Origin of the sequence: Amycolatopsis acidiphila (assembly GCF_021391495.1) — a bacterium.
In the GTDB taxonomy this organism is placed as follows: Bacteria; Actinomycetota; Actinomycetes; order Mycobacteriales; family Pseudonocardiaceae; genus Amycolatopsis_E; species Amycolatopsis_E acidiphila.
This window is the reverse complement of the sequence record NZ_CP090063.1, coordinates 3,962,881-3,985,141: the sequence shown is the minus strand read 5'-3', so window position 1 is coordinate 3,985,141 and position 22,261 is coordinate 3,962,881. Positions and strand designations below refer to the sequence as shown.

The window sequence follows — 22,261 nt, the reverse complement described above, 5'->3', positions numbered from 1 at the left end:
CAAGTCCTAGGGCCACCGCAGCGTGCTCTGCGGGGTGGAGTTCGACCTGCGGCCAGGGGAGCTGCTGGGCATCATCGGCGAGAACGGCGCGGGCAAGACCACCCTGCTGCAGATCCTCGCCGGGGTGCTGCGTCCCGACCGGGGCGAGGTGGTGCACCGCGGCAGCCTCGGCTACTGCCCGCAGCGCATCGTCGTCAACGACGAGCTCACCGTCGCCCAGCACCTGCGCTACTTCCAGAGCGCCTACCGGGTCGGCGATCTGGCCGTCGCGGACCGGACCCTGGAACGGCTCGGGCTGACCCCGTTCCGCGGCACCCGGGCCGGTGCGCTCAGCGGCGGCACCCGGCAGAAGCTCAACCTCACCCTCGCCCTCATGCACGACCCGGACGTCGTGCTCATGGACGAGCCCTACCAGGGGTTCGACTGGGAGAACTACCTGACCTTCTGGCAGCTCGCCGAACAGCTGCGCGACGAGGGCCGGTCCGTGCTGGTGATCTCCCACATCGCCCACGACACCGAACGGTTCGACCGGCTCTTCCGGCTCGAGTCGGGCAAGGTCGTGCCCGCCCGCCCGGTGCTCGGGCAGGCCGCGTCATGACCACGATGCAGACCCTGCTCACCGGTGCCCGCCGCTGGCGCGCCGACGTCACCGCCGGCACCGGCTGGCAGGCCGCGCTGCTCAAGGCCATCGGGTTCGAAGCCGCCCAGCACGCACGCAACCGGCTCGCGCTCACCCTCGTGGTGTTCTTCATCCCGGTGTGGCTGGCGATCGTCCGCGCCATCATCCCGGGCCACCCGATCGAGTACCAGTCCCGCATCGCGCCCGCGCCGGTGACGGTCGACGCGAGCCGGCTCGCGTTGATCTCCGCCGACATCAACGCCGTCACCCTCATCATCGGCTTCATGCTGTTCGCCGCGGTGCGCCGGTCACGCGAGTTCGACCAGCGGCTGGTGCTCGCCGGGTACTCACGACCCTGCCTGCTGCTGGCCAAGCTGATCGCGCTCGTGCTGGTGTCGATCGTGGTCGGCTGCTACGCCACGATCGTGCTGTCGATGTTCGCCGACCCGCAGCAGCCCGGCCTGCTGTTCGCGAGCCTGCTCTCCGGCGGGCTGGTCTACGGCGGGCTCGGCATCGCGCTCGGCGTCGCGGTGTCCACCGAGCTGGGCGGCATGTTCGTGATCATCATGGTCAGCCTCGTCGATGTCATGGTGCAGAACCCGGTGATCAACCCCGGCAAGAACCAGACGGTGCTGCAGTTCCTGCCGACCTACGGGCCGATGCAGAGCGCGGTGGCGGCGACCTTCACCGGCGGCGGCTCGTTCGGCTACCTGATGCTCGGGCCGTTGTGGCTGCTGGTGTTCGCCGCGTTCGGCCTGGCCGCGTTCTACCTGCGCACCAAGGACCACACCCAGCACACCGCGGAGCTGACCGGTGCCGCGGTGACCATCCGGCTGCGCGGCGACGGGACCTTCGAGGTCGAGTCGCGAAGCGGCCCGGTCGTCGTGCACACCGAGCCGCTGGACGACACCCGGTGACCGCCTGGTGGCGCGGCCGCGCTGCGGAGGTGGTCGACGAGCCAGCGATCAGCCCGTGATGGTCATCCGGTGCACCCGGTCGTCGCGCACCTCGAAGGTGAACCCCGACGGGCCGTTGAACCCGTCGCCACCCACCTGAACCCGCAGTGTCACCGGATTTCCCGGCTCCGAGACCACGACGTCGCGGAAGCTCACCCGGACGCCGATGAACTCCGCGTCGCTCCACGCGCGGATCCGGTCGTGGCCCCGGAACTCCCGGCCCCAGTCGTCGACCGCGCCATCGGCGTCGAAGGCGGTCACGAACGCGTCGGCGTTCCCGGCGTCGATGGCGTCCAGGACACGCCGGACCGGGGCGGGAATCGCACTCATACGACCCATTCTGCCCCAGGCTCAGCCGGGGCCGGGGGATGTTCTAGGGTGGTTTCCGGCGGTGGGGCCCGCCGACCCCGGGTAGCCGGGGTGAACCGCGAACCCTCGCCAACGGTCCCTGCCAGTGAGTCGACGCTGCTGGTAGGAGGCTTGGCGCATGGTGCAGGACCCCGTCGATCCCGATATCTCGCTCGCCGTGCCCGCCCAGCGGCGCGAGCTGCGTGAGCACCCCGCCGCCGTCCTCGCCGCGATCTCCCTCGGCGGCGCGTGCGGCGCACTCGCCCGCTACCGGGTGGGCGAGCTGCTGCCGCACCACGGCGGGCAGTGGGCCTGGTCCACCTGGCTGATCAACGTGTCCGGCTGCCTGTGCATCGGCGTGCTCATGGCGCTCATCGACCACCGGTGGCCACGGCAGCGGCTGCTGCGCCCGTTCGCCGGCGTCGGCGTGCTCGGCGGCTACACCACGTTCTCCACCGCCGCCGTGGACGTCGTGCAGCTGATCGGCGCGCACCGGCCAGGGCCGGCGTTGCTGTACCTCGCGGCGACGGCGCTGGCCGCGCTCGTCGCGGTCACACTCGGCTCAGTCGCCACCACCGCCGCGCTGACCCGCGGCCGGAAGGGAGGGGTGTCGTGAAGCAGCACGGATCGGCGCTGCGCCTGACGATCTTCGTCGGGGAAAGCGACCTGTGGCACCACAAACCGCTCTGCAGCGAGATCGTGCACCGCGCGCACGCGGCCGGTCTCGCCGGGGCGACCGTGCTGCGGGGCACCGAGGGGTTCGGCGCCTCGAACCACATCCACACCACCCGGATCCTGTCGCTGTCCGACGACCTGCCGGTGGTGATCGTCATCGTCGACGAGGCGGCGAAGGTCCGCGCGTTCCTCCCGCAGCTGGACGAGCTGGTCACCGAGGGGCTGGTCATCCTCGACGACGTCGAGGTCTTCCGGTACGGCGGCCGCTCGTGACGGTGCTGCTCGTGGCACTGGGCGCCGCTCTCGGCGCGCCTTCGCGGTACCTGCTCGACCGTACGGTGCAGAGCCGGCACGACTCGGTGTTCCCGTGGGGCACCCTCACGGTCAACGTGATCGGCTGCTTCCTGCTGGGCCTGCTCACCGGGCTGCCCGCCGCGCCCGCGGTCACCGCCCTGCTGGGCACCGGCTTCTGCGGGGCGCTGACCACGTACTCGACGTTCAGCTACGAAACCCTGCGGCTGCTGCGGTCGAAGGCGTGGCTGCTGGCCGGGTTCAACGTCGTGCTCAGTCTGGTCGCCGGCCTCGGCGCGGCCTACCTCGGCGTGGCGCTGGCCGGGGCGTTCTGAAAATACGTTGACCGGGTTCGCGGGCGCCGGAGAAGATGTGTGCACACCGGACAGCGAAGGGAGGCGGGCCATGACGGAACTACGACGGCGGTGTCTCGTGTGGCATGCCCGTTCGCGGCGGCTTCCCGTGCTGTGCTGAGCTGAGCACGCACACGGCCGCCCCCGGGAACTCCGGACAGGGCGGCTTTTTCGTGCCGCCGAGGTGTCCTGAGTGGACAGACCATGCTCGCTTCGGGGGAGGCGAGCACGCCGGCCCGTACGCTACCGCGGGCCACCCGGTGCCGGGCTGGAGGACATCACCTCGCCCGGCACCGGTGAACCAATCGGCGGATCCAACCACCCCGCGGCCCTGCGCGCCCGCGGGGTGGTTGTTCAACATCCTCGTCATGCTAAGCGGGAGAGGGCGGCTCCGGTGCGTTCTCCGGGAAGTGGCACGCCACGCGGTGCCCGGTTGCCAGCTCCGCCAGCGGCGGCTCCTGCGTCCGGCAGACTTCCTGCGCCTTCCAGCACCTCGTGCTGAACCGGCAGGCCGGCGGCGGCGACAACGGGCTCGGCGTCTCGCCGGCCAGCCGGATCCGCGTCCGCTTCGTCCGGCGTTTCGGGTCCGGCACCGGAACCGCCGACAGCAGCGCGACCGTGTAGGGGTGGTGCGGCGCCGCGTAGAGGCTGTCCGCGTCCGCCAGCTCCACGATCTTCCCCAGGTACATCACCGCGACCCGGTCGGACACGTGCCGCACCACCGACAGGTCGTGCGCGATCATCACGTAGGTCAGGCCCAGCTCGTCCTGCAGGTCCTCCAGCAGGTTGATCACCTGCGCCTGGATGGACACGTCGAGTGCGGACACCGGCTCGTCGGCCACGATCAGCTTCGGGCGCAGCGCGAGCGTCCTGGCGATGCCGATCCGCTGGCGCTGCCCGCCGGAGAACTCGTGCGGATACCGGTTGTAGTGCTCCGGGCTCAGCCCGACCAGCTCCAGCAGCTCCTGCACCGCCCGCTTCACGCCGTGCTCGGTGGGCATGTTCTGCAGCTTGAACGCCGCCCCGATGATGGTGCCCACCGTGTGCCGCGGGTTGAGCGAGGAGTACGGGTCCTGGAACACCATCTGCACGTCCCGGCGCAGCGGCCGCATCGCACTCGCCGACAGGTGCGTGATGTCCCTGTCCTCGAACAGGATCCGGCCGTCGCTCGGCTCCAGCAGCCGGGTCAGCAGCCGCCCCGTGGTGGTCTTGCCGCAGCCGGACTCGCCGACCAGCGAGAGGGTTTCGCCCGTGCCGACGGTGAAGTCGAGCCCGTCGACGGCCTTCACCGAACCGATCGCCCGCTGCAGCAGCCCGCGCCGGACCGGGAAGTGCTTCCGCAGCCCGGACACCTCCAGCACGGTCTCCCGCCGGACGGGCCGGGGGGCGGCCACGGCTTCGGTCTCGGTCATGTCGGCACCCGCAGTCTCACGTTCGTCGGTCACAGGTTCGGCCTGATCTCGGTCTCCCACAGCCGCTGCCGGGTCTCCGGCGGCAGATGACAGGCCAGCCGGTGCCCGGTGCCGTCGTCGAGCAGCTCCGGCACGAGCGTCTCGCTCGCCCCGCCGTTGTGCCCGCCGTAGCCGCAGCGGGGGTGGAACGGGCAGCCCGGCGGCAGGTTGATCAGGCTCGGCGGCGTGCCCGGGATCGGCCGCAGCCGGTCGGAGCGCGCGCGGTCCAGGCGGGGCATCGAACCGAGCAGCCCCCACGTGTAGGGATGCTGCGGCTCGTCGAACAGCCGCACCGCGGGGCCGTACTCGGCCACCCGCCCCGCGTACATCACCAGGATGTCGTCGGCGAGCTCGGCCACGACGCCGAGGTCGTGGGTGATGATCACGACCGCCGAGTGGAACTCCTGCTGCAGGTCCCGGATGAGGTCGAGGATCTGCGCCTGCACGGTGACGTCCAGCGCGGTCGTCGGCTCGTCCGCGATCAGCAGCTCCGGGTCGCAGGACAGCGCCATCGCGATCATCGCGCGCTGGCGCATCCCGCCGGAGAACTGGTGCGGGTAGTCGTCCACCCGCGACCGCGGCTGCGGGATCCCCACCCTGGCGAGCAGGTCGATCGCGTGCTTGCGGGCCACCTGCCTGGTCACCTTGTTGTGCAGCCGGTACGCCTCGACGATCTGCTGGCCGATGGTGTAGTACGGGTGCAGCGACGACAGCGGGTCCTGGAAGATCATCGCCATCCGCTTGCCGCGCAGCCGCCGCACCTCCTCCGGCGCCGCCCCGACGAGCTCCTGGCCGTCGAGCCAGATCTCGCCGGTGATGTCCGCGCCCTTGTGCAGCCCCATGATCGCCAGGCTCGTCACGCTCTTGCCCGAGCCGGACTCGCCCACGATGCCGAGCGTGCGCCCGCGTTCGAGGGAGAACGACAGCCCGTCCACCGACCGCACCAGCCCGTCGGCGGTGGGGAAGTGCACCCGCAGGTCCTTCAGCTCCAGGAAATGGTTGGTCATGAGTACCGCACCCTCGGGTCGACGACGGCGTAACCGATGTCCACGACCAGGTTGGCCACGACGATGAAGAACCCGGCCAGCAGCGTCACGCCCATGATCTCGGGCAGGTCGTTGGCCTGGATGGCCAGGATCGCGAAATGGCCCAGCCCCGGCAGCGAGAACGCGGTCTCGGTGAGCACCGCGCCGCCGAGCAGCAGGCCGAGGTCGAGGCCGAAGATGGTCAGGATCGGGGTCAGCGTGGCGCGCAGGCCGTGTTTGACCACGACCGTCCGCTCGGGCAGTCCCTTCGCCCGCGCGGTGCGGATGAAGTCCTCGCCCAGCGTTTCCAGCATGCCGGCCCTGGTCAGCCGTGCGTAGAGCGCCGCGTAGAGGAACGCGAGGGTGACCCACGGCAGCACCAGTGCCCAGAACCAGCGGCCGGGGTCGTCGGTGAGGGCGATGTAGGTGCCGGCGTCGGGGAAGATCGGGATGGTGTCGCGGAAGAGGGCGAGGCAGATCAGGGCCGTGAAGAACACCGGCAGCGACACCCCGGCCAGTGCGGTGGTCATCGCCGCCCGGTCGAACCAGGAACCCCGCCGCAGCGCGGAGAGCACGCCGATGCCCACCCCGGTGACCACCCAGATGAGCGCCGCGCCGATCGCCAGCGACAGCGTCACCGGCAGCACGTCGAGCATCTGCGGCCACACCGGCAGCTGGCTCTTGAACGAGTAGCCGAAGCACGGCGCGTTGCAGTGCACGATCTGCGTGCCCGTGTCGTAGTCCTCGCCCGCGACGACGCCCTTCACGAAATGCCAGTACTGCTGGTACAACGGCTGGTCCAGCCCGAGCCGGGCCTCGATCTGGTGCAGCACCTCGGTGCTCGGGCTCTTGCCCACGAAGTTCGCGGCCAGCTGGTCGGTGGTCTGCCCCGCGAGCCGCGGCACCACGAAGAAGATGCCGAAGGTCACGATGCTGACCACGATCAGCAACACCACGGCCGAGACCAGCCTGCGGAGAATGAACGTGATCACACTGCGCGGCGGCGGTGGCCGGCGGGATCGCCGCCGGCCACCGGTGCCTTCACCTGCTTTCGGGGACTACGAGGACTTCTTGCCGATCTGCGTGTAGTCGTACATACCGAAGGCCTCGGTCACGAACACGTTCGTGAGGTTCGGCCCGCGGTAGAGCAGCGACTTCGCGTACAGCTCGGGCAGGATGACCGCCTGGTTCATCATGATCTTGTCGATCTGGGCGTAGATGCCGTTGCGGGTGTTCGCGTCCGTGCTCGCGGCCGCCTGGTCCAGCAGGCTGTTCACCTGCGGGTCGTTGAGCATCTCCATGTTCGAGTTGCCCGCCGCGCGGATCGCGCGGCCGTCGGCGATCTGCGAGAGGAACCCGAAGCCCTCCGGCCAGTCCGCGGCCCACCCGTAGGTGTTCATGCCGATGTTGTGGTCCTTCATGAACTGCGGCGACCCGGCGTAGCTGGTGCCGTAGTCCCCGGTCGGGTACTGCAGGATGTCGGTCTTGATGTTGATCTTCTGCAGGGCCTGCTGCAGCGCCTGCGCGGTCTGGACCTCCTTGGGCCGGTCCCCGCGCACGGCGATGTTGAACGAGAAGCCGTTCGGCTGACCGCACTTGGCCAGCTCGTCCTTCGCCTTCGGGATGTCGCCGGTCGGCTGGGCGGCCGTCTCGTAGAGGTCGAAGGGCTGGTAGCCGACCACGCTCGGCGGCAGCACCGTGCTCGCGATGTCGCCACCGGCCTCGGCGCCGCCGTAGGCGTTCTGGAACAGCGTCTTGTCCGAGGCGTACTCGATCGCCTTGCGGCAGTCGACGTTGGGGATCACCTGGGTGTTGATCGGGAAGTACCACAGGAAGCCCGACGGCGCGGCGTCGGCGTTCTTCTTCTGCGTCGAGTTGTTCAGCACCTTCGCCCGTGCCGCGGTCTGCAGGCCCGTGCCGTAGGCGTCGACGTCCATCGATCCGTTGAGCAGCCGGTTGTCCAGGTCGTCACCGGAGATGTTGTAGGTGATGTTGATCTGGTCGGCGTACTGCTTGACCGTGGGGCTGTCGGCCTGCTTCCAGTTCGGGTTCTTCACCAGCGAGAACCCGGTGTTGGGGTTGAACGAGCCCGGTTTGAACATGTACGGGCCCGAGGCGACCGGGTCGGTCTGGTAGTTCGCACCGGTGTCCTTGCCCTGCGGGACCGGCGCGGTCTGCGGGTTGGCCACCAGGTAGTCGAAGTCGGCGAACGGCTGCGCCAGGTGGAACACGATCGTCGTGTCGTCCGGGGTCTCGATCGAGGACAGCCCGCCCGGCGACTTGTCCTTGTACGGCCCCTGGTAGCCCGACGCGTTCGCGAGGTACTGCGCGAAGTAGCTCGGCCCGTTGGCGAGCACGTCCTTGGCGAAGTTGCTGCGCTCCACCGCGTACTTGATCTGCGCGGTGGTGATCGGCTCGCCGTCCGAGAGCTTCATCCCCGGCTTGATGTGGTAGGTCCAGGTCAGTCCGTTGTCGCTGATCTGGCCCAGCCCGGTCGCGAGGTCCGGCACCAGCTTGAGCCCGTCCGCGCCGGGCGCCGGGTTGTAGGTCAGCAGCGGGCTCGCGTACAGCCGCGAGAAGTCCCACATGAACGCGTAGTACATGTTGCCGGGGTCGGCGGAGTCCGGCGAGTTGGTCATGCCGTAGTTCAGGGTGCCGCCGGTCGCGGTGGAAGCGTCGACCACCGAGGTGTTGCCGGCGTTGTACGCCGCGCTCCCGCCGCCGCCGCTTCCGCCGCTTCCGCCACCGCAGGCCGTGACCAGGCTGAGCCCGGTCATGGCCAGCGCCATGCCGATCATCGTCCGCCGTTTCATGCGTGTACCACGCTCCTCGTACTCGGTGGGGAAAAGGAGAAATCCGAAAGTGCTATCTGACCCGTGGGTCGAGCGCGTCGCGCAACCCGTCACCGAGCAGGTTGAACGCCATCACCGTCAGGAAGATCGCCAGGCCGGGGACCAGCACGTACTCCGGGTCGGCAGAGTACGAGCCGTTGCTGACCGCGTCCGAGAGCATCCCGCCCCAGCTGGGCGTCGGCGGGTGCAGGCCGACGCCGAGGAACGACAGTGCGGCCTCGAACAGGATGTTCGTCGGGATCAGCAGCGTGGTATAGACCAAGATCGGGGCGAGGAGGTTGGGCAGCAGCTCGCGGCGCAGGATGTAGCCGCTGCGGGCGCCGAGGCTGCGCGCGGCGTCGACGAACTCCCGCTCCCGCAGAGAAAGCGTCTGACCGCGCACGATGCGGCCGATGTAGGGCCAGTTGAAGAACCCGATCACGAAGATCAGCACGGCCACGTGCAGCGCGTTGCCCGACAGCCCGAACGCGGACTGCTGCACCACGCCCGAGAGCGCGATCGCGAACAGCAGCAGCGGGAACGCGAGGAACACGTTCATCAGCCAGTTGATCGCGCTGTCGAGCCAGCCGCCGGCGAACCCGGCGACCAGTCCCATGGTCACCCCGATCAGCACGGACACCAGCGTGGAGCCCGCGGCGATGAGCAGGGAGAACTGCGATCCCACCAGCACGCGGGAAAGCAGGTCACGCCCGTTCGACGGGTCGACGCCGAGGGGATGGGCCCAGCTGATCCCGCCGAAGGCGCCCACCGGGCGGCCGTAGGTCGCGTCGATCAGGTCCGGGTGGTACGTGTCCGGTCGCAGCGCGCCGACCGCGTTGAGGATCAGCGAGGCGAGCGCGCCGAGAATCAGCAGGGCGACGACGACGCCACCCGCCATTGCCCATTTGTCCTTTTTCAGCCGCAACCAGGCGATCTGCCCGAGCGAACGGCCTTCGATCGCCTTGCCCATTCCGGTGACGACGGATTCGGGCTGCGCCTCGGTCGAGGACATGTCCAGCGGAGCTGCCATCCGCTTCGATCCCTTTCGCCGGTACCAGCGGGAAGTCCGGACGGTCGGTCCGGGAATCCCGGTCAGCCTCTGTCGTGATGGCGGGGAAGACCAGATCGCACCGTGCTTCGAAGCGGAATCGTGATCGAAGGGGGTCCGAATGATCAGGACAGTTTTCCCGATCGCACAGAAAAGCGTCCGGGAAAACGACCAAATACGACTAAACCACTTCGCGGAACTATTTGTCGATCACGTTTCCCGCTGTTTCGGAGGTGTATCGGAAATGCGGAAACCCGACTTTTCGCGGTTGCGCCCGCGGGCGAACGGGGCGGCGGGTCAGGAGGAGGGATGCGTCGAGACCCGGACGACCAGTTCCGGGGTGAACACCACCTGCTGGTGCTCGTGGTCGGGGTTCGTCGTCTCCTGCAGCAGCAGCTCCGCCGCGGTGTGCCCGAGCTGCCGTCGCGGCTGCCGGACCGAGGTGAGGGGCACGGCGGCCGCGGCGGCGAAGTCGATGTCGTCGTAGCCGACGATCGCGAGGTCGTCGGGCACCCGCAGGTGCAGGCTCACGCACGTCTGCAGCAGCCCGAGCGCGATCAGGTCGTTGGCGCAGAACGCCGCGGTCGGCCGGACCGGCGCCGGGAGCCCGGCCAGCCGCTCGCCGGCGTTACGCCCGTCGGCCACGGTGAGGGTCGCCGTCGTGAGGTCGACGAGGTGATCTTCGGACAGTCCCGCCGCGCGCAGGGCGCGCAACGCCCCCTCGCGGCGGTCGCGGACCTGGCCGAGTGTGCCGGGACTGCCGATGAAGGCGATCCGCTGGTGCCCCCTCTCGATCAGGTGCTGCACCGCGATCTCGCCGCCGTGCACGTCGTCCACCGCGACCGAGCAGTGCGTGGCCGAGTCGCGGGTGCGGTCGACGATCACCACCGGTGTGCCCCGCAGCACCGTCTCGTCGAGCGTCGTCGCGTCCGGGTCCACCGGGGTCACCAGGATGCCCTGCACCCGCTGCTGCTCGAGCCTGTTCAGGTAGGCGGTTTCCCGTTCGGCCCGGTTGTCGCTGTTGCACAGGAACAACGACAGGTCGCTCTCGTCGGCGGCGTCCTCCATGCCCGCCGCGACGTCGGTGAAGAACGGGTTGCTGCCGTCGAGCATCACGTAGGCGAGGATCCGGCTCCGCCCGGCCCGCAGCTGGCGGGCCGACTCGTTGCGCACGAACCGCAGCTCGGCCATCGCGGCCTCCACCTTGGCCCTGGTCCGCGGGCTGACCCGGTCGGGCCGGTTGAGGACGTTCGACACCGTGCCGAGCGAGACGCCCGCGGCGGCGGCCACGTCCTTGATGCCCGCGGCGCGGACTCCGGCCGGGCCGGTCTCGTTGGAGCCTTGGACCGTCATGGGGTTGCCTCCGTTGAAACGTAACAGCGAGGTGGATGCTGGTCGCAATGCGCGATCGGGCGCGAGAGAACCCCTTCTGGACTGGGCATTTTCGAGTTGATTGACATTGTGATCCGCTGCATAGTAGCGTCACCGCGCCAGGTTTGTGAAACCTTTCATTCCGGAGGTCGCGATGGAGCGGCAGGACCGGGGGCGAGTGCCCTTGCTGGAGGTCAGCGGCGTCACGAAGTCGTTCGGCGCGGTGGCCGCCGTCGCCGGAGTCTCGTTCCCGCTCTACCCGGGCGAGGCCCACGCGCTGGTCGGGGAGAACGGCGCGGGCAAGTCGACGATCGTCAAGATGCTCGCCGGTGTCCACCGCCCGGACAGCGGCACGCTGCTGGTCGACGGCGAGCCCGTCGAGTTCGCCTCGCCCGCCGACGCCAAGGCCGCCGGGATCGCGGTCATCTACCAGGAGCCCACGCTGTTCCCCGACCTGTCGGTCGCGGAGAACATCGTGATGGGCAGGCATCCGCGCCGGAGCCTGGGCATGATCGACCGCGCGGCGATCCGCGCCGAGGCCGAGCAGCTGTTCGCCCGGCTCGGGGTGCGGATCGACCCGGCGCGCCCGGCCCGCGGGCTGTCGATCGCCGACCAGCAGATCGTGGAGATCGCCAAGGCACTGTCCGCGGACGCGCGGGTGCTGATCATGGACGAGCCGACCGCGGCGCTGAGCCTCGTCGAGGTCGAGCGGCTGTTCTCGGTCGCGCGGGCGCTGCGCGAAGAGGGCGCGGCCATCATGTTCATCTCCCACCGCTTCGAGGAGATCGCCCAGCTGTGTCAGCGCGTGACGATCATGCGCGACGGCAGGCACGTCTCGACCGACCCGATGGACGAGCTCACCGTCGAGGAGATGGTGCGGCGGATGGTGGGGCGTGAGCTCGACGCGCTGTTCCCGAAACAGGACGTCGAGCCCGGCGCGGTCGTGCTCGAGGTGGAGGGGCTCTCCCGCGAGGGCGTGTTCCGCGACGTCTCGTTCTCGGTACGGGCCGGGGAGATCGTGGCCTTCGCCGGGCTCGTCGGCTCCGGCCGGTCCGAGGTCGTGCAGGCGGTCTTCGGCGTCGACGAGCGCGACTCCGGCACGGTCCGGCTGGGCGGCAAGCGGCTGAAGGCGAACTCCCCGCGCGCGGCCATGGCGGCCGGCATGGCGCTCGTCCCGGAGGACCGGCGCCAGCAAGGACTGATCATGGACCTCTCGATCGAGCGGAACGTGACGCTGCCGCGCTCGCGTGCGCTGTCGAAGCTCGGCTTCCTGTTCGGCCCGGGGGAGCGGCGGGAGGCGCTGCGCTGGACGCAGCGGCTGCGGACCAAGTACGGCCGCCTCGGCGACACGGTCGGCACGCTCTCGGGCGGCAACCAGCAGAAGGTCGTACTCGCGAAGTGGCTCTCGATGGCGCCGAAGGTGCTGATCGTGGACGAGCCGACCCGCGGCATCGACGTCGGCACCAAGGCCGAGGTGCACCGGCTGATGTCGGCGCTGGCGGCCGAGGGTGTCGCGGTGGTGATGGTGTCCTCCGAGCTGCCCGAGGTGCTGGGCATGGCCGACCGCGTGCTCGTGATGCGGGAAGGCCGCATCGTGGCGGAGATCCCGCGCGCCGAGGCCGGCGAGGACTCGGTGATGTTCGCCGCGATGGGACAGGGGGCGGCGGCGTGAACGCGACCGAGGTGGCGGCACCCGCGCCGCGCGAGGCGAGGGCACCGGGAGGGCGTTCGGTGTTCGGGACCGTGTTCAAGGCCCGCGAGTCGGGCATCGTGCTCGCGCTCATCGTGCTGGTCGCGTTCACCGCGACGCAGAACTCCCGCTTCCTCTCCGGGCAGAGCATCCGCGACATCCTGCTCGGCACGGCGATCCTCGCGGTGCTGGCCGTCGGGCAGGCGATCGTGATGATCACCCGCAACATCGACCTGTCCGTCGGCTCCGTGCTCGGCCTCTCGGCGTTCGCGGTCGGCTCGCTGCTGCGGGAGCACCAGGGCCTGCCGGTGATCGTGGCGCTGCTGGGCGGGCTCGCCGTCGGCGCGGTCTGCGGGCTGCTCAACGGCGTGCTCGTGCGGTTCGGCCAGGTGCCCGCGCTGGTGGTCACCCTCGGCACGCTCTACGCCTACCGCGGGGTCGTCTACTTCTGGGCCGGCGGCCAGCAGATCAACGCCGACCGGCTGCCCGGCTCGTTCCTGTCCTTCGGGCACGAGTCGATCCTGGACATCCCGTGGCTCGTGCTGATCGCGGTGATCGTGCTCGTCGTGGCCGGGATCGTGCTGCGCAACTACCGCGCCGGGCGCGAGCTGTACGCGATGGGCTCGAGCCCGCAGGCCGCGGAGCTGGCCGGCATCAAGGTCGGCCGCAACATGATCGCCGCGTTCGTCGTCAGCGGCGCCCTCGCCGGGGTCGCCGGCGTGCTGTTCGCCGCGCGGTTCGGCACCATCGACGCCGCCGCGGGCACCGGCTACGAGCTCAACGTGGTCGCGGCCGCCGTGGTCGGCGGGGTCGCGGTGTTCGGCGGCAGTGGCTCGGTGTGGGGCGCGGGCCTCGGCGCGCTGCTGCTGACCGTCATCGGCAGCGCGCTCGCCGTGCTCGACATCAACCAGTTCTGGCAGCAGGCCATCGTCGGCGCGCTGATCCTGCTGGCCATCGGCGCCGACCGGCTCGTCGCGGTCCGGGTCGCGAAAGCACTGAAGAAGAGGGCCTCCCATGTCTGACAAGGGGACACGGCCTGCCTGGCTCTCCCGCCTGGCGAGCTGGGACGCGGCCGTCATCGTGATCACCGTCGTCGTGCTGGTGATCGCCTCCGGAACCGTGGAGAACTTCGGCACCAGCCGCAACTTCACGTTCCTGCTGCTGGACCTGCTGCCCATCGCACTGGTGGCGCTGCCGATGACGTTCGTGATCGTCACCGGCGAGATCGACCTGTCGGTCGCCAGCACCCTCGGGCTCACCTCGGCGGTGATGGGCGACCTGTGGGACAAGGGCATGACGATCGAGTCGATCATGCCGCTGTGCGTCGTCCTGGGGGCGGTGCTCGGCGCGCTGAACGGCTTCTTCGTCACCGTGCTCAAGCTGCCCTCGCTCGCGGTCACCATCGGTACTCTCGCGCTCTACCGCGGCCTGGCGTTCGTCGTGCTCGGCGACAACGCCGTCGCGGACTTCCCGCGTGCCTACACGACCTGGGTCACCGGGACGATCGGCGGCGGGCCGATCCCGAACCTGCTGATCCCGCTGGTGGTCCTCGCGCTGGTCTTCGGTCTGGTGCTGCACGCGACCCCGGTCGGGCGCGCGGTGTTCGCCGCCGGGGCGGGCGAGCAGGCGGCCCGCTTCGCCGGCATCCGGGTCGGGCGGCTGAAGTTCTGGCTCTACGTGGTCAGCGGCGCCGTCGCCGGCCTGGCCGGTGTGCTGTGGACGCTGCGCTACTCCAGTGCCCGCGCCGACAACGGCTCCGGGCTCGAACTGGCCGTCGTGGCCGCCGTGCTGCTGGGCGGCGTGTCCATCTTCGGCGGCAAGGGCACGCTACCCGGCGTGCTGGCCGGCGTGGTGCTGCTCGGCACCCTGCAGAACGCGCTGCGGCTGCAGGACGTGTCGAACGAGGCGCTCAACATCGTCACCGGCGCACTCCTGATCATCTCGGTACTCCTGCCGAACATCGTCACCCGAACCCGGGCCCATCTCGGGCGCCGGGCGACCACCTAGAAAGGCAACCGTCCATGACCAGACGACTCCTCGCCGGCGCGGTGTCAGCGGCCCTGGTGGTGACGCTCGCCGCCTGCGGTGGCACCACCAAGAACGACAGCAGCTCCTCCGGGGCCGCCCCGCAGTCGACCGCGCAGGCCGACCCGAACGCGGCGTCCAAGCAGGGCGTGAAGATGGCGTTCCTGCCCAAGCAGCTCAACAACCCGTACTCGGACATCGAGGTCGGCGGCGGCAAGGTCGCGCTCGACGAGCTCAAGGGCGAGTACAAGCTGGTCGGCCCGAACGACGCCAGCGCCTCCTCGCAGGTCAGCTACATCAACACGCTGATCCAGCAGCAGCAGGACGTGATCGGCATCGCCGCGAACGACCCGAACGCGGTGTGCCCGTCGCTGAACCAGGCGCGCAGCGCCGGCATCAAGGTCGTGGCGTTCGACTCCGACGCGGCGAAGGACTGCCGCGACGTGTTCATCAACCAGGCCACCACGCAGGGCATCGGCGAGCAGCTGGTGAAGATGGCGAGCGAGCTGGCCGGCGGATCCGGTGAGATCGCCATTCTGTCCGCGACGCCGAACGCCACCAACCAGAACGCGTGGATCGACGTGGTCAAGCAGGAGCTGGCCAAGCCGGAGTACGCGGGCCTGAAGCTGGACAAGATCGCCTACGGCAACGACGACGACCAGAAGTCGTTCCAGGAGGCGCAGGGCCTGCTGCAGTCGTTCCCGAACCTGAAGGTCATCGTCTCACCGACCACCGTCGGCATCGCGGCGGCCGCGCGCTACATCTCCTCCTCCAGCTACAAGGGCAGGGTCGCGGTGACCGGTCTCGGCACCCCGAACCAGATGCGCGAGTACGTCAAGGACGGCACGGCCAAGGAGTTCGCGCTCTGGAACCCGGCCGACATCGGCTACCTCGCCGCCTACGCGGGTGTCGCGCTGGCCTCGGGTCAGATCACCGGTGCCGAGGGCCAGAAGTTCAAGGCGGGCAAGCTCGGTGAGTACACGATCGGTGCGGGCGGCGAGATCGTGCTCGGCCCGCCGACCGTGTTCGACAGCAAGAACATCGACCAGTACAACTTCTGACGGCACTTCCGGCCGGGCCGCGGGGTCGCGGCCCGGCCGGACTCCACAAAGGACTGAGCGTGGCACGGTACTGCTTCTGCCTGCGGGTGAAGCCCGAGCGGATGGCCGAGTACGCCGGGCGGCACCGCGCGGTGTGGCCGGAGATGCAGCAGGCGCTGCGCGACACCGGCTGGCACAACTATTCGCTGTTCCTGCGCGACGACGGGCTGCTCGTGGGCTATGTGGAGGCCGAAGACCTCGAAGCCGCCCAGGCGGCGATGGCCCGCACCGAGGTCAACGCCCGCTGGCAGGCGGAGATGGCGGAGTTTTTCACCGGCCTGGACGGGCGCGGCCCCGACGAGGGGTTCCTGCTGCTCGAAGAGGTCTTCCACCTGGAAGAAGGAAAGTGATCGTTTTGACCGACCTAACGGCTGTGAAGCAAGCCCTGCGGGCGCAGCGGATCGAGACCCCGTCGTGGGGTTACGCCAACTCCGGCACCCGGTTCAAGGTGTTCCCGCAGCCGGGCGTGCCCCGCACGCCGGAGGAGAAGATCGCGGACGCGGCGACGGTGCACCGGTTCACCGGGGTGGCGCCGAGCGTCGCGCTGCACATCCCGTGGGACCGGGTCGAAGACTTCGGTGCGCTGACCCGCTACGCGGCGGACCTCGGCGTGCGGATCGGCGCCATCAACACCAACGTCTTCCAGGACGAGGACTACAAGCTCGGCTCGGTGACCAACCCCGACCCGGGCATCCGCCGCAAGGCCACCGACCACCTGCTCGAGGCGGTCTCCATCATGGACGCCACGGGCTCGCGCGATCTGAAGCTGTGGTTCGCCGACGGCCTGAACTACCCCGGTCAGGACGACCTGCGCGACCGGCAGGACCGCCTGGCCGAGGCGCTGCGCGAGACCTACGGGCGGCTCGGCGACGACCAGCGGATGCTGCTGGAGTACAAGCTGTTCGAGCCCGCGTTCTACGCCACCGACGTGCCCGACTGGGGCACGTCCTACGCGCACTGCCTGGAGCTCGGCCCGAAGGCGACGGTGTGCATCGACACCGGCCACCACGCGCCGGGCACGAACATCGAGTTCATCGTCGCGTTCCTGTTGCGGGCCGGAAAGCTGGGCGCGTTCGACTTCAACTCGCGCTTCTACGCCGACGACGACCTGATGGCCGGTGCGGCGGACCCGTTCCAGCTGTTCCGGATCATGTACGAGATCGTCCGCGGGGGCGCGCTCGACCCGTCCTACGGCATCAACTTCATGCTCGACCAGTGCCACAACATCGAGACGAAGATCCCGGCGGTCATCCGCTCGGTGCTGAACGTGCAGGAGGCGACCGCCAAGGCGCTGCTGGTCGACCGCGACGCACTGCGCGCGGCCCAGCTCTCCGGCGACGTGCTCGGCGCGAACGCGGTACTGATGGACGCCTACAACACCGACGTCCGCCCGATCCTGGCGGAGCTGCGCACCGAGGACGGGCTCGACCCGGACCCGGTCGCGGCGTATCACCGCAGTGGTTACCAGCAGCAGATCGAGGCCGAGCGGGCCGGGGGCCGGCAGGCCGGATGGGGAGCCTGAACACCATGACCGTGCCCGAAGAGCTGGTCGCGCGCAGCAACGCGCTCGGCGCCGACCCGCGCAACACCAACTACGCCGGCGGCAACACCTCCGCCAAGGGCGAGGTACTCGACCCGGTCACCGCGAAGCCCACCGAACTGTTGTGGGTCAAGGGTTCCGGTGGTGACCTCGGCACGCTGACCGAGGCCGGGCTCGCCGTGCTGCGACTTGACCGGCTGCGGGCGCTCGCCGAGGTCTACCCCGGCGTCGAACGCGAGGACGAGATGGTCGCCGCGTTCGACTACTGCCTGCACGGCCGCGGCGGCGCCGCGCCGTCCATCGACACCGCCATGCACGGGCTCGTCGACGCCGCCCACGTCGACCACCTGCACCCGGACTCCGGCATCGCGCTCGCCACGGCCGCCGACGGGGCCGCGCTGACCAAGGAGTGCTTCGGCGACCGCGTGGCGTGGGTCGACTGGCGCCGCCCCGGGTTCCAGCTGGGCCTGGACATCGCCGCGGTGAAGGAGGCCAGCCCGCGGGCGATCGGCGTGATCCTCGGCGGGCACGGCATCACCGCGTGGGGCGACACCTCCGAGGAATGCCGGCACAACTCGCTGGAGATCATCCACACCGCCGAGCGGTTCCTCGCCGAGCGCGGCAGGGCCGAGCCGTTCGGTGCCCTCGTCCCCGGCTTCGAGCCGTTGCCGGAGGCCGAACGCCGGGCTCGCGCCGCCGCGCTCGCGCCGGTGCTGCGCGGCCTCGCCTCGACCGACCAGCGCCAGGTGGGCCACTACACCGACAGCGAGGTGGTGCTGGAGTTCCTGTCGCGGGAGAAGCTCGCCCCGCTCGCGGCGCTGGGCACCTCGTGCCCGGACCACTTCCTGCGCACGAAGGTCCGCCCGCTCGTGCTCGACCTCCCGGCCACCGCGCCGGTCGAGGATGTGGTGGTACGGCTGAAGGAGCTGCACGCGGCCTACCGCGAGGACTACCGGGCCTACTACGAGCGCCACGCCACCGCGGAGAGCCCCGCGATGCGCGGCGCCGACCCGGCGATCGTGCTCGTGCCCGGTGTGGGCATGTTCTCCTACGGCAAGGACAAGCAGACCGCGCGCGTCGCGGGCGAGTTCTACGTCAACGCGATCAACGTGATGCGGGGCGCCGAAGCGGTGTCGACGTACGCGCCGATCCCCGAGAGCGAGAAGTTCCGCATCGAGTACTGGGCACTGGAAGAGGCGAAGCTGCGGCGGATGCCCGAACCCAAGCCGCTCGCCGGCCGGATCGCGCTCGTCACCGGCGCGGGTTCCGGCATCGGCAAGGCCATCGCCGAACGGCTTGCTGCCGAAGGCGCCTGCGTCGCGATCGCCGACCTCGACGCCGACGCGGCCGCTGACGTCGCGCGCGGCATCGGCGGGCCGGACAAGGCCGTGTCCGTCACCGCGAACGTCACCGACGCCGACGCGGTGGCCGCCGCGGTGGACGCGACCGTGCTGGCGTTCGGCGGGATCGACCTCGTGGTCAACAACGCGGGCCTGTCGATCTCGAAGCCGCTGCTGGAGACCACCGAGAAGGACTGGGACATCCAGCACGACGTGATGGCCAAGGGCTCGTTCCTGGTCTCCCGTGCCACGGCGAAGGCGATGATCGCCCAGGGCATGGGCGGCGACGTCGTCTACATCTCCTCGAAGAACTCGGTGTTCGCCGGCCCCAACAACGTGGCCTACGGCGCGGCGAAGGCCGACCAGGCCCACCAGGTGCGGCTGCTCGCGGCCGAGCTGGGCGAGCACGGCATCCGCGTCAACGGCGTCAACCCCGACGGCGTCGTCCGCGGGTCCGGCATCTTCGCCGGCGGCTGGGGCGCGCAGCGTGCCGCCGTGTACGGCGTGCCCGAGGAGGAGCTGGGCGCCTTCTACGCCAAGCGCACCATCCTCAAGCGCGAGGTCCTGCCCGAGCACGTCGCCGCCGCGGTGTTCGCGCTCGCCGGCGGGGAGCTGACCCACACCACCGGCCTGCACGTGCCCGTCGACGCCGGCGTCGCCGCCGCGTTCCTTCGCTGAGGAGGGAAAAGCACATGACCGACACGCTCGCCCGGCCCGCCGGCGGCGGCCTGGACCGCATCACCCCGCGCAGGACCCGGATCGGCCTGGTCGCCGGTGGCCTGGGCGCGTACTGGCCGCAGTTCCCGGAGCTGCTGCCGCAGCTGCAGGCCTCGGCCCGGCGGGTCGCCGAGCGGCTGTCCGCGATGGACTGCGAGGTGGTGGACGTCGGGTTCATCTCCGACGCGCAGGAGGGCGCGGTGGCCGCGGAGGAGCTGCGGGTGGCCGACTGCGACCTGATCATCGGGTTCCTCACCACCTACCTGACCTCGAGCATGCTGGCCCCCATCGCCCAGCGCAGCGGCTCGCCCGTGCTGCTGCTGAACCTGCAGCCGACCGAGGCGATGGACCACGCCGCCTTCGACACCGGGGCGTGGCTCGCGTACTGCGGCGCCTGCCCGCTGCCGGAGATGGCCAACGCGTTCCGCCGGGTCGGGGTCGAGTTCCGGTCGGTGTCGGGGTACCTGGAGGACGAGCGGGCCTGGACGAAGATCGGGCGGTGGATCAAGGCGACCGGCGTCCGCGCGGCGTTCCGCCACGGCCGCCACGGCCTGCTCGGCCACCTCTACCCGGGCATGATGGACGTCTCCACCGACCCCACCCTGGTCTCGGCGCAGCTCGGCGGGCACGTGGAGATCCTCGAGATCGACGACCTGCGGGTCCGGGTGGAGAAGGTCACCGAGGCCGAGACCCGGGCCCGGATGGCGCTCGCGCGCGAGGTGTTCACTTTGGACGACTCGGTCGTCGAGGGCGACTTCGCCTGGGGCGCCACGGTTTCGGTCGCCCTGGACCGGCTCGTCGAGGACTTCGGGCTCGACTCGCTCGCCTACTACCACCGCGGCCTCGACGGTGAGACCCACGAGCGCGTCGGCGCCGGGTTCATCCTGGGCGCGTCCCTGCTCACCGCCCGCGGCATCCCCGCCGTCGGCGAGTACGAGCTGCGCGCGTCGCTGGCGATGCTGCTGATGGACCGGCTCGGCGCGGGCGGCTCGTTCACCGAGCTGCAGGCGCTGAACTTCCGGGACAACGTCGTCGAGATGGGCCACGACGGCCCCGCGCACCTGGCGATCAGCGCGCGCAAGCCGTTGCTGCGCGGGCTCGGGGTGTACCACGGCAAGCGCGGCTGGGGCGTGTCCGTCGAGTTCGACGTCCGGCACGGGCCGGTGACCCTGTGCGGACTGGGGCAGCTGCGGGACGGCACGTTCGTCCTGGTCGCGTCCGAGGGCGAGGTCGTGCCGGGGCCGCTGCTGCAGATCGGCAACACCACCTCGCGGGTCGACTTCGGCTGCGACCCCGGGGAGTGGACCGACGCGTGGTCGGGCACCGGGGTCGACCACCACTGGGCGCTGGGTACCGGGCACCGCGTCGCCGAGCTGACGGCGGTGGCCGACCTGATGGGGCTCGAGCTGACCGTGGTGGAGGTGTGATGCGGCTGGCGGCGGTCGACCTGGGCGCCTCCAGCGGGCGGGTGATGGCCGGCACCGTCGGCCCGGACCGGCTCACGATCGAGGAGGTCCGCCGGTTTCCCAACGGCGGCGTGCGGGCCGGTTCGACCCTCTACTGGGACGTGCTGGGCATCTACCGGGAGATGCTCGCCGGGATCCAGGCCGCCGGTCCCGTCGAGGGCATCGGCATCGACTCGTGGGCGGTGGACTACGGGTTGCTCGACTCCTCCGGCGCACTGCTGGGCAACCCCGTGCACTACCGCGACGCCCGCACCGCCGGGGTGCTCGACCAGGTGCTGAAGGTGGTGCCGGCGCGCGAGCTGTACGACATCACCGGGCTGCAGCAGCTGCCGTTCAACACGCTGTACCAGCTGCTGTCCGAAGTGGACAGGCTCGGTGCCGCGGAGACGATGCTGCTGATTCCGGACCTGCTCGCGTACTGGCTCACCGGGCAGGCCGGCGCCGAGCGCACCAACGCCTCGACCACGCAGCTCTACGACGCGCGCGCCGGCACCTGGGCGACCGGCCTCGCCGAACGGGTCGGCATACCGCCGCGGCTGCTGCCGCCGCTGCGGGACCCGGGGGAGCGGATCGGCACCCTCTTGCCGGAGCAGGCGGAGGATCTCGCGCTGCCGCGGCTGCCGGTGGTCGCGGTGGGCTCGCACGACACGGCTTCGGCCGTGGTCGCGGTGCCCGCCGGGCCCGGCTCGAACTTCGCCTACATCTCCTCGGGCACCTGGTCGCTCGTCGGCCTCGAGCTGGGCGCGCCCGAGCTGGGTGACGCCGCGCTCGCCGCGAACTTCACCAACGAGGGCGGCGTCGACGGCACGATCCGCTTCCTGCGCAACGTGATGGGGCTGTGGGTGCTGACCGAGACCCTGCGCACGTGGACCGCGCGCGGGGAACCCGCCGACCTGCCTGCGCTGCTCGCCGAGGCCGCCGAGGCGCCGCCACTGGCGGCCGTGGTGGACATCGACGCCCACGCGTTCCTGCCGCCGGGCGACATGCCCGCGCGGATCGCGCGCGCCTGCCGGGATACCGGCCAGCGTCCGCCGGGCAGCCGGGCCGAAACCGTCCGGTGCATTGTGGACAGTCTGGCGCTGGCCTACCGCCGCACGGTCCGGCAGGCCGCCGAGCTGGCGGGGCGGACCGTCGACGTCGTGCACCTCGTCGGTGGCGGGGCGCGCAACGAGCTGTTGTGCCGGCTGACCGCCGACGCGTGCGGGGTGCCCGTGCTGGCAGGCCCGGTGGAGGCGGCCGCGCTGGGCAACGTGCTCGTCCAGGCGCGGACCCTCGGCGCGGACCTGCCCGACCTGGCCGCCATGCGTGCCCTGGTGCGGCGGACCCAGCCGCTGCGGGAGTACCTGCCGTCAGGGGGCGACTGGGCCGGTGCCGAAGCGCGGCTGCGCGGGACGGGCAGCGGGGCATGAAGGTCG

Annotated in this window: 21 protein-coding genes; 14 read left to right on the top strand and 7 right to left on the bottom strand. The window is 70.5% G+C overall.

The window, feature by feature from the left end; all coding sequences use genetic code 11:
• The first annotated feature begins 34 nt into the window (after nucleotides 1-34).
• Nucleotides 35-598 carry an ATP-binding cassette domain-containing protein gene (locus LWP59_RS19440; RefSeq protein ID WP_229857515.1) on the top strand — a complete coding sequence of 188 codons (564 nt, stop codon included), beginning with the start codon at nucleotides 35-37 and terminating at the stop codon, nucleotides 596-598.
• Complete coding sequence (locus LWP59_RS19435; protein WP_144638650.1) at nucleotides 595-1,536, top strand: ABC transporter permease; 942 nt, start codon at nucleotides 595-597, stop codon at nucleotides 1,534-1,536. Before LWP59_RS19440 ends, LWP59_RS19435 begins: the two co-directional genes overlap by 4 nt.
• Before the next feature lie 48 nt (nucleotides 1,537-1,584).
• Here the strand turns inward: LWP59_RS19435 and LWP59_RS19430 are convergent, their stop codons facing one another.
• Nucleotides 1,585-1,905 carry a nuclear transport factor 2 family protein gene (locus LWP59_RS19430; protein WP_144638652.1) on the bottom strand — a complete coding sequence of 107 codons (321 nt, stop codon included), beginning with the start codon at nucleotides 1,903-1,905 and terminating at the stop codon, nucleotides 1,585-1,587.
• Between the two features lie 157 nt (nucleotides 1,906-2,062).
• Here LWP59_RS19430 and LWP59_RS19425 point away from each other — a divergent pair, with 157 nt between their 5' ends.
• Genes LWP59_RS19425 through crcB form a run of 3 tightly spaced genes read left to right on the top strand, consistent with a single transcriptional unit; the run spans nucleotide 2,063 to nucleotide 3,224 of the window.
• Entirely contained in the window at nucleotides 2,063-2,539 is a 477-nt protein-coding gene (locus LWP59_RS19425; protein WP_144638654.1) for a fluoride efflux transporter FluC, read from the top strand.
• Nucleotides 2,536-2,871 carry a DUF190 domain-containing protein gene (locus LWP59_RS19420; protein WP_144638656.1) on the top strand — a complete coding sequence of 112 codons (336 nt, stop codon included), beginning with the start codon at nucleotides 2,536-2,538 and terminating at the stop codon, nucleotides 2,869-2,871. The genes LWP59_RS19425 and LWP59_RS19420 overlap by 4 nt, the downstream gene beginning before the upstream one ends.
• Nucleotides 2,868-3,224: a fluoride efflux transporter CrcB gene (crcB, locus tag LWP59_RS19415; protein ID WP_144638657.1), complete on the top strand. Its 357-nt coding sequence runs from the start codon at nucleotides 2,868-2,870 to the stop codon at nucleotides 3,222-3,224. The genes LWP59_RS19420 and crcB overlap by 4 nt, the downstream gene beginning before the upstream one ends.
• Nucleotides 3,225-3,613: 389 nt before the next feature.
• Here the strand turns inward: crcB and LWP59_RS19410 are convergent, their stop codons facing one another.
• From LWP59_RS19410 to LWP59_RS19385, 6 genes are all read right to left on the bottom strand, one after another.
• A complete protein-coding gene (locus LWP59_RS19410; protein WP_144638659.1) occupies nucleotides 3,614-4,654 on the bottom strand; it encodes an ABC transporter ATP-binding protein in 1,041 nt (346 codons plus the stop codon).
• Nucleotides 4,655-4,683: 29 nt separating this feature from the next.
• Nucleotides 4,684-5,700 (bottom strand): ABC transporter ATP-binding protein, encoded by a 1,017-nt coding sequence (locus LWP59_RS19405; protein WP_144638662.1) that lies wholly within the window; start codon nucleotides 5,698-5,700, stop codon nucleotides 4,684-4,686.
• Nucleotides 5,697-6,710 carry an ABC transporter permease gene (locus LWP59_RS19400; protein ID WP_144638664.1) on the bottom strand — a complete coding sequence of 338 codons (1,014 nt, stop codon included), beginning with the start codon at nucleotides 6,708-6,710 and terminating at the stop codon, nucleotides 5,697-5,699. Before LWP59_RS19400 ends, LWP59_RS19405 begins: the two co-directional genes overlap by 4 nt.
• Nucleotides 6,711-6,776: 66 nt before the next feature.
• A complete protein-coding gene (locus LWP59_RS19395) occupies nucleotides 6,777-8,531 on the bottom strand; it encodes an ABC transporter substrate-binding protein (RefSeq protein ID WP_144638666.1) in 1,755 nt (584 codons plus the stop codon).
• A 52-nt stretch (nucleotides 8,532-8,583) separates the two neighbouring features.
• Complete coding sequence (locus LWP59_RS19390) at nucleotides 8,584-9,579, bottom strand: ABC transporter permease (RefSeq protein ID WP_144638668.1); 996 nt, start codon at nucleotides 9,577-9,579, stop codon at nucleotides 8,584-8,586.
• Nucleotides 9,580-9,894: 315 nt separating this feature from the next.
• Entirely contained in the window at nucleotides 9,895-10,950 is a 1,056-nt protein-coding gene (locus LWP59_RS19385; protein WP_144638670.1) for a LacI family DNA-binding transcriptional regulator, read from the bottom strand.
• A 172-nt stretch (nucleotides 10,951-11,122) separates the two neighbouring features.
• Between LWP59_RS19385 and LWP59_RS19380 the strand changes: the two genes are divergently transcribed.
• From LWP59_RS19380 to LWP59_RS19340, 9 genes are read left to right on the top strand one after another with little or no spacing between them, the layout of a single operon-like run.
• Entirely contained in the window at nucleotides 11,123-12,640 is a 1,518-nt protein-coding gene (locus tag LWP59_RS19380; protein WP_144638673.1) for a sugar ABC transporter ATP-binding protein, read from the top strand.
• Nucleotides 12,637-13,680, top strand: a complete 1,044-nt coding sequence (locus LWP59_RS19375) for an ABC transporter permease (protein WP_144638675.1) — start codon at nucleotides 12,637-12,639, stop codon at nucleotides 13,678-13,680. Before LWP59_RS19380 ends, LWP59_RS19375 begins: the two co-directional genes overlap by 4 nt.
• Nucleotides 13,673-14,665 (top strand): ABC transporter permease, encoded by a 993-nt coding sequence (locus tag LWP59_RS19370; RefSeq protein WP_144638677.1) that lies wholly within the window; start codon nucleotides 13,673-13,675, stop codon nucleotides 14,663-14,665. The genes LWP59_RS19375 and LWP59_RS19370 overlap by 8 nt, the downstream gene beginning before the upstream one ends.
• A 14-nt stretch (nucleotides 14,666-14,679) precedes the next feature.
• Entirely contained in the window at nucleotides 14,680-15,744 is a 1,065-nt protein-coding gene (rhaS, locus tag LWP59_RS19365; RefSeq protein WP_144638679.1) for a rhamnose ABC transporter substrate-binding protein, read from the top strand.
• Between the two features lie 59 nt (nucleotides 15,745-15,803).
• The gene (locus LWP59_RS19360; protein WP_144638680.1) at nucleotides 15,804-16,133 is read left to right on the top strand and encodes an L-rhamnose mutarotase; all 330 of its coding nucleotides are present in this window, start codon (nucleotides 15,804-15,806) and stop codon (nucleotides 16,131-16,133) included.
• Nucleotides 16,130-17,305: an L-rhamnose isomerase gene (rhaI, locus tag LWP59_RS19355; RefSeq protein ID WP_144638682.1), complete on the top strand. Its 1,176-nt coding sequence runs from the start codon at nucleotides 16,130-16,132 to the stop codon at nucleotides 17,303-17,305. The genes LWP59_RS19360 and rhaI overlap by 4 nt, the downstream gene beginning before the upstream one ends.
• A 5-nt stretch (nucleotides 17,306-17,310) precedes the next feature.
• The gene (locus LWP59_RS19350) at nucleotides 17,311-19,341 is read left to right on the top strand and encodes a bifunctional aldolase/short-chain dehydrogenase (protein ID WP_144638684.1); all 2,031 of its coding nucleotides are present in this window, start codon (nucleotides 17,311-17,313) and stop codon (nucleotides 19,339-19,341) included.
• 14 nt (nucleotides 19,342-19,355) lie between these two features.
• Nucleotides 19,356-20,807, top strand: a complete 1,452-nt coding sequence (locus LWP59_RS19345) for an L-fucose/L-arabinose isomerase family protein (RefSeq protein WP_144638686.1) — start codon at nucleotides 19,356-19,358, stop codon at nucleotides 20,805-20,807.
• A complete protein-coding gene (locus LWP59_RS19340; protein ID WP_186383245.1) occupies nucleotides 20,807-22,255 on the top strand; it encodes a rhamnulokinase in 1,449 nt (482 codons plus the stop codon). Before LWP59_RS19345 ends, LWP59_RS19340 begins: the two co-directional genes overlap by 1 nt.
• The last annotated feature ends 6 nt before the right edge of the window (nucleotides 22,256-22,261 follow it).

What these genes read in the sequence shown, in the direction of transcription:
- LWP59_RS19435 (WP_144638650.1), top strand. Translation starts at nt 595, where the DNA reads ATGACCACGATGCAGACCCTGCTCACCGGTGCCCGCCGCTGGCGCGCC.
- LWP59_RS19430 (WP_144638652.1), bottom strand. Translation starts at nt 1,905, where the DNA reads ATGAGTGCGATTCCCGCCCCGGTCCGGCGTGTCCTGGACGCCATCGAC.
- LWP59_RS19425 (WP_144638654.1), top strand. Translation starts at nt 2,063, where the DNA reads ATGGTGCAGGACCCCGTCGATCCCGATATCTCGCTCGCCGTGCCCGCC.
- LWP59_RS19410 (WP_144638659.1), bottom strand. Translation starts at nt 4,654, where the DNA reads ATGACCGAGACCGAAGCCGTGGCCGCCCCCCGGCCCGTCCGGCGGGAG.
- LWP59_RS19405 (WP_144638662.1), bottom strand. Translation starts at nt 5,700, where the DNA reads ATGACCAACCATTTCCTGGAGCTGAAGGACCTGCGGGTGCACTTCCCC.
- LWP59_RS19395 (WP_144638666.1), bottom strand. Translation starts at nt 8,531, where the DNA reads ATGAAACGGCGGACGATGATCGGCATGGCGCTGGCCATGACCGGGCTC.
- LWP59_RS19390 (WP_144638668.1), bottom strand. Translation starts at nt 9,579, where the DNA reads ATGGCAGCTCCGCTGGACATGTCCTCGACCGAGGCGCAGCCCGAATCC.
- LWP59_RS19385 (WP_144638670.1), bottom strand. Translation starts at nt 10,950, where the DNA reads ATGACGGTCCAAGGCTCCAACGAGACCGGCCCGGCCGGAGTCCGCGCC.
- LWP59_RS19380 (WP_144638673.1), top strand. Translation starts at nt 11,123, where the DNA reads ATGGAGCGGCAGGACCGGGGGCGAGTGCCCTTGCTGGAGGTCAGCGGC.
- LWP59_RS19370 (WP_144638677.1), top strand. Translation starts at nt 13,673, where the DNA reads ATGTCTGACAAGGGGACACGGCCTGCCTGGCTCTCCCGCCTGGCGAGC.
- rhaS (WP_144638679.1), top strand. Translation starts at nt 14,680, where the DNA reads ATGACCAGACGACTCCTCGCCGGCGCGGTGTCAGCGGCCCTGGTGGTG.
- LWP59_RS19350 (WP_144638684.1), top strand. Translation starts at nt 17,311, where the DNA reads ATGACCGTGCCCGAAGAGCTGGTCGCGCGCAGCAACGCGCTCGGCGCC.
- LWP59_RS19345 (WP_144638686.1), top strand. Translation starts at nt 19,356, where the DNA reads ATGACCGACACGCTCGCCCGGCCCGCCGGCGGCGGCCTGGACCGCATC.
- LWP59_RS19340 (WP_186383245.1), top strand. Translation starts at nt 20,807, where the DNA reads ATGCGGCTGGCGGCGGTCGACCTGGGCGCCTCCAGCGGGCGGGTGATG.